At 37.4% G+C, this 5,820-nt stretch carries 2 protein-coding genes; both read left to right on the top strand.

Annotated features, from left to right (window positions below):
- The first annotated feature begins 108 nt into the window (after positions 1–108).
- Entirely contained in the window at positions 109–3,105 is a 2,997-nt protein-coding gene (locus GGR21_RS20615) for an RHS repeat domain-containing protein (RefSeq protein ID WP_183309126.1), read from the top strand.
- 55 nt (positions 3,106–3,160) lie between these two features.
- On the top strand, positions 3,161–5,820 hold a 2,660-nt coding region (locus GGR21_RS20610), incomplete at its 3' end, for a DUF6443 domain-containing protein (RefSeq protein ID WP_221233053.1).

Below are 5,820 nucleotides of genomic sequence, written 5' to 3'. Positions count from 1 at the left end.
TGAAACAATTGATTGCTCGAACTTACAAACGAAGAATTATGTGCTAAGGATAACAGCAGATGATATGTTTGTAAATGAAGTGGTTATTAAAAAATAAAAATTAATAGTATGAGAAAATATATATTACTCTTTATTCTACTTGTATTTGCTATGAATATTATTTATTCTCAAGAGCAGATATCCTTAACGGCACCTCAAATAGTACCTGTTACACCGACGGCGGCAACTATGGAAAAATACCAAAGCTACCCTATTGACCATTCTACCGGGGTTCCAAACATAACTATTCCTTTATACGAAATAGTAGCAGAAGATATCGTGTTACCTGTAACACTGACGTATCATTCCTCCGGTTTAAAGCCGAAAGAGCGAAGTGGGGTTGCAGGTACCGGATGGTCTTTGAATATAGAACCGTCTGTAATGCGACAAGTAAATGGAGCGCCCGACGACTCTGAATATGGCTGGTTTTACAGGCGTAATCCGAATTCCTATAGTTCAGCAGGGCAATATTATCAAAATGTAGTACTTGGTTCACATGACCTACAGCCTGATAAGTTTACATATCGACTTGCAAATGGTGGGGGATCTGGCTATTTTTTAAGTAATATCCATTTTCAAACATTACCACGCAACAATGATAAAGTGACCTTTGGTAACAAAATAACGATAAAAGCTTCCGATGGTAAAACATACCTGTTTGGCACCTATGAAAAGACAGGAGATATCATAACTCGTTGGCTGTGCAATTCCATTAGTTCTCCCCGCAATCCATCAAAAGCATTGATCAATTTTCAGTATATTAGTGAAGCACATCCTAACCCCAATACCTATTTCCATTTAAATCACAAAGTAATAATAACATCACTAAATGGAGATATACCTATTTTGACAGAACAAACGCAGTCTGGAAATAAGTATTACAAAGTTGCGCCATACAATATGATCTATCCATTCCAACCTTATAATCCCAATGCCTTATTAGTACAAGAGCATAATGCAGGAATACAAGGAGCTTATCCTATAAGCTTGAGGTATGAATCAAAAACAGTTTATGGAGAATTATTGAATGAAGTAAGGTTTCAAAATAATACATTATCAGTTTCTTATAATGGAATCGCAGGCTCTACAGTAGTTGATAAAATAGAAATTAAAGATACTGACAATAAGTTAATAAGACGAATCCAGTTTTTTACTTCTCTCTATAACAAGAATACAACTCTTACAAAATTGGATTCAATCAGGATATCTGTTCCAGGTAGCGAATCTCGCACATATAAATTCACTTATCAAGCTATTAATCAGGTTCCTTCAATATATACTACAGCTGTAGATCATTGGGGTTTTAATAATGGCAGTGAAAGTTTAACGAATACATCTACTGTGCCTAGTTTTAGTTGCGGAAATAGAGTATTTTATGTTTTTGAATTTGAAGAAAATGAAGTAATTATAAACTATTCCGGTGCGAATAGAGAACCCAATCATTCTTATGCAAAAGTTGGAGTCTTAACTAATATTATTGATCCACAGGGTGTTGAAACCCAGTTTAGCTATGAAGGTAATTATGGAGCATTTCGCAATAATACACCAACAGGCAAAAAGGAATATCTCCATTCTGTAGGAGGTATCAGGATCGCAAAAGTGGAATCAAAAGACACAAAGACAGGTAAAAAGATCACTAAAAAATACAGATATGGATTGGTACATCCATACTATCTGGATTTGGAGCCTGTATGGGGAGGAGGTGCCATAAAACATATTGTTACCGAACGCGATTATTGTACAGAAAATGTGGATGCTTATGCTGGCTCAAAATATGATAGTGCAACTAAGGGCACTACCACTTTCAACTCTATGCCCGTTTCCAATATTAGTCTGGGAGGTAGTGCCGTAATGTATAGTATTGTTGAAGAAACTGTAGTAGGGGCTGGATATGAAACACAAGTATCAAAATATTACTACAATGTGAATATTCATAATTTTGAGGATGCGCTTCAGTGGGATGAAAATGATCTGACCAATTCAATTCAAACATTTCTCAGACAACAACCCAGAAAGGATGCAAGCAAACCACTTATCAAAGCACTCCCCAATAATCCGAGTGAACCGTCCGATGACTTTATAAATTATCCTGGTGGAACAAATCAGCTGTATGGATCAATGATACGCAAAGAACATTACAGAGGAGAAAAATTAATTTCCAGAACAGACTTTAAATACAGTACCGGATTGGCAGGAGATGCGAATAGAGAAATATATTTCCCCTACTTGGTGACAGATTGGACAGAAGAAGATCGCAAAGCTCAAACACGATATTATTTAGATATTAGATATTATAATAGGCATGATAAAGAAATTTTAAGTGATTATCGCTATGCTAATGGCAGAAGCGATGTAATTACAACAGAGAAAGAGTATGCTTACAATTTTAATGTGGTGGATCCGCTATCTTCTATGAAGCCCAGAGAAATTAAAACAACTAATAGCGATAATACTCTAATCGTAGATAGCCTTGATTATCTCAGTGGTTTTCCTTCTACTGTTTCACGCCATAAGCATAACGAGAATAATTCGTGGAAAGAAAGTCGTATTTTATTCAAATCGGGAACAAACTTTCCGGAGAAGGTACAGTCAAGGACTAATCAGATGGCTGAATTTCGTGACGAGGTAATTTACACAGCCTACGATAACAACAATAATATAGCGGAAATCACAGGAAAAGATGATATGCCTATATCTTTTATCTGGGGATATCAGAATCAGTTTCCAATAGCTAAAATAGAGAATGCATCCATCCAGCAGATTCTTACTACGTTAGGTATTGTAAATGCAACTCTTAGCTCCTGGGCTTCATCTATTAAGCCTCCAAACCAAGCGTGGGCAATGATTAGTTCTATCAGAAACCTATTGCCCAACGCATTGGTAACCACTTATGAGTACAATCCTCTACAGGGGGTAACATCGATAACCGATCCGAATAATATTACAACAAAATTTGAATATGATAACTATGGAAGGCTTACTGAAGGTTATTATTTGGATATGAAATCTCAATCAGATATACGGAAAGTCATGTTACAGAAATATGTATACAATTTTGGGAATTAATAAAGAAAATACTTCAATTAACACTCGGTGTTATTTTACTATAAATTAGAATATTATGAAAAAATACATATGCCTATTGTTTATCATTTATTTCTCATTAGGCTTGTCAGGGCAGGTATATGATAATGGGGGAACAATCGATACTGGCTTTTTCTCAGATACATTTACCTATTCAGATACAAAAAATTCAAGTAATTATGGGAGCCGTTACACATGTAGTTTTGTGCCGGGAAGTTCATCAGCCCACGATATAATCTATAAACTGACACTCGATTTTGCTATGGATATATCCGTTTCCCATTGTGGAACATCTATCCCGAGCAGCATTTATTACATTCTCGACCATCGGGGCAAACTATTGCATTATGGGGCATATCCCGGACCGGATAAATGTACTACATATCCGATTGGGCTACAACCAGGGGTATATTACATTGTTTCTGAACCTACAGCTCAAATAACGGGACACTTAGAGACAATTACATTTATCGATGGGGAGATAACAACAAATATAACAGGAACCGAAAGAAAAACGGGAGAAGATATTTATAATCCATTTATGTTGGGGATATTTAGTTCAAATTTCAATATCACACCTATCGTAGAAAATATTGGTGCTTATGAATTCGATTATTATCCCGAAAATTATGAGAGGTTTGATGATTATGATCTGAAAGATGATTATTATTACTATCGCGATGTCGCCCATCGGTTTGCAATAACTAAGCCGATGCAGATAACATTGAATAACAGTAATAGTGGAGATGGGTTGAAAAAACCGATATATATGGGAATGATTTCTACTTCATTGGATTCTATAAAAAAAGACGATTGGAATTCCATTCCATGGTCATATAGGGATCACACTTATGTATTAGATCCGGGTACCTATATCGTATATTCAAAAGCTATTATATCCAATTCCTCCAAATCGTTGAAATACGCACTTAATATTAATGCGAAAGAAATTTTGCCCGGACTATCCGGTAGTAGTTTTTCCACACCTGTCGATATTGGGACAAAATCAGCTGACTTCAGCTATACCCATACTCAGAATACAGGGTTATTCACTGTGAACAGGATAGATGTTAAAAATGGGAAAGAGGTTTTTTACAAGCTTATACTAGCCGAGCCGATGGAAATAATGGCAAGTAATTGTGGTTCGTCTGTTTCCGATACTTACCTGGCAGTATATTCATCCGATCAAAAATTATTATATTCCAATGACGATTATTCAGGTATCGGCGCATGTGCTAATACACAAAACGCTTATCTCAAAATCCCGGTGCTAATGCCCGGTACTTATTACTTTGTATCGGATGGTGTATCCGACGGTAATATCACAACTTCGATAGATGGCAGAACCATAGGCCCAATAGGCGATATGATGGCTACGGCGATAGATGCAGGAATCTATGAAACAGGGTTTTCTTTTATAGACACCCGGAATACATCTCTGGGTTATTCAAACAGGTTCAACGTGAAATCCACAAACGATATTTTCTATAAATTTAAGCTAACGCAGCCTCTCAATATTACAGTTAGCCATTGCGGGTCTGCAGTGACTGATACATATATGAGCGTATTAAATGAAAGTGGTTCTGTTATTTACTCCAATGATGATTATACAGGGGAGGGAGCATGTAACAATACCACCAATTCCCTAATAATGATAGATCAACTGCCGGCAGGAATATATTATGTCGTATCGGAAGGAAAAGCGCAGAATGGAGCGATAACGACTACTATCGAAGCCCATAACGGTTTTGAAAGTCTGGAAACAACCATGAGTCAGCCTCATGTTATTTCTATTGTGCCTATGATTGAAACAAGCAACTTTGCAAGTCTGGATGGAAGCAAACTTCAACAAACTGTGCAGTATTTCGACAATTTTGGCAATCCAACGATCAATATACAGCGTAGTATCGCGCCACAGGGAGGTGATCTGGTTACATTACAGGAATATGATGGGCTGAACAGGGAGTCAAAGTCATGGTTACCAATAGTGAAAGGTATAAACGGTATATATATGTCCCCCGGACAGATTACTTCAGAAGCCCGGCAATCGTCACTCTATCAAAACGATCAGGCACCATACAGTAAACTTGTTTATGACGGTTCGCCACTAAATATAGTTACAGAAAAATACGGAACGGGGGCAGATTGGCATGACAACAAACGTCTGGTAAGAAGTGACAGGATGGCAAATATGTCATTTGGGAGCTACCTTTTGAATGAGACATATACTCATCTGGTCGCAGAAATCTTTAAAGTAACAGAAACAGGTGTGCAGAAAACAGGATATTATAACCGAAACGAGTTATATGTTACACGCATAACGGATGAAGGTGGTAATATCAGCTACGAATTCAAAGACAAGAAAGGACAGGTGATACTTACCCGCCAAAAGGAAGGTAAAAACCTCTATGATACTTATTTTATCTATGATGATTATGGTAATCAGCGCATTGTGCTTCCGCCTTTAGCATCCGACAGGCTTGTTAACAACGGTTCGTGGAATGAGAGTGATGCCACATTGCAGCAATATGCCTATATGTACAAATACGACAAATATAACCGTTGTGTCTGGAAAAAACTGCCCGGTTGCGAACCAGTTTATTATGTCTACGACAAAGCCGACCGGTTGATTTTCACCCAGGACGGCGAACAACGGCTAAAAGGCGAATGGACCTTCTCTATCCCCGATGTATTAGG

This window comes from Dysgonomonas hofstadii (assembly GCF_014196915.1).
GTDB lineage: Bacteria > Bacteroidota > Bacteroidia > Bacteroidales > Dysgonomonadaceae > Dysgonomonas > Dysgonomonas hofstadii.
This window is presented reverse-complemented; position numbering and strand designations above follow the sequence as displayed.

What these genes read in the sequence shown, in the direction of transcription:
- GGR21_RS20615 (WP_183309126.1), top strand. Translation starts at nt 109, where the DNA reads ATGAGAAAATATATATTACTCTTTATTCTACTTGTATTTGCTATGAAT.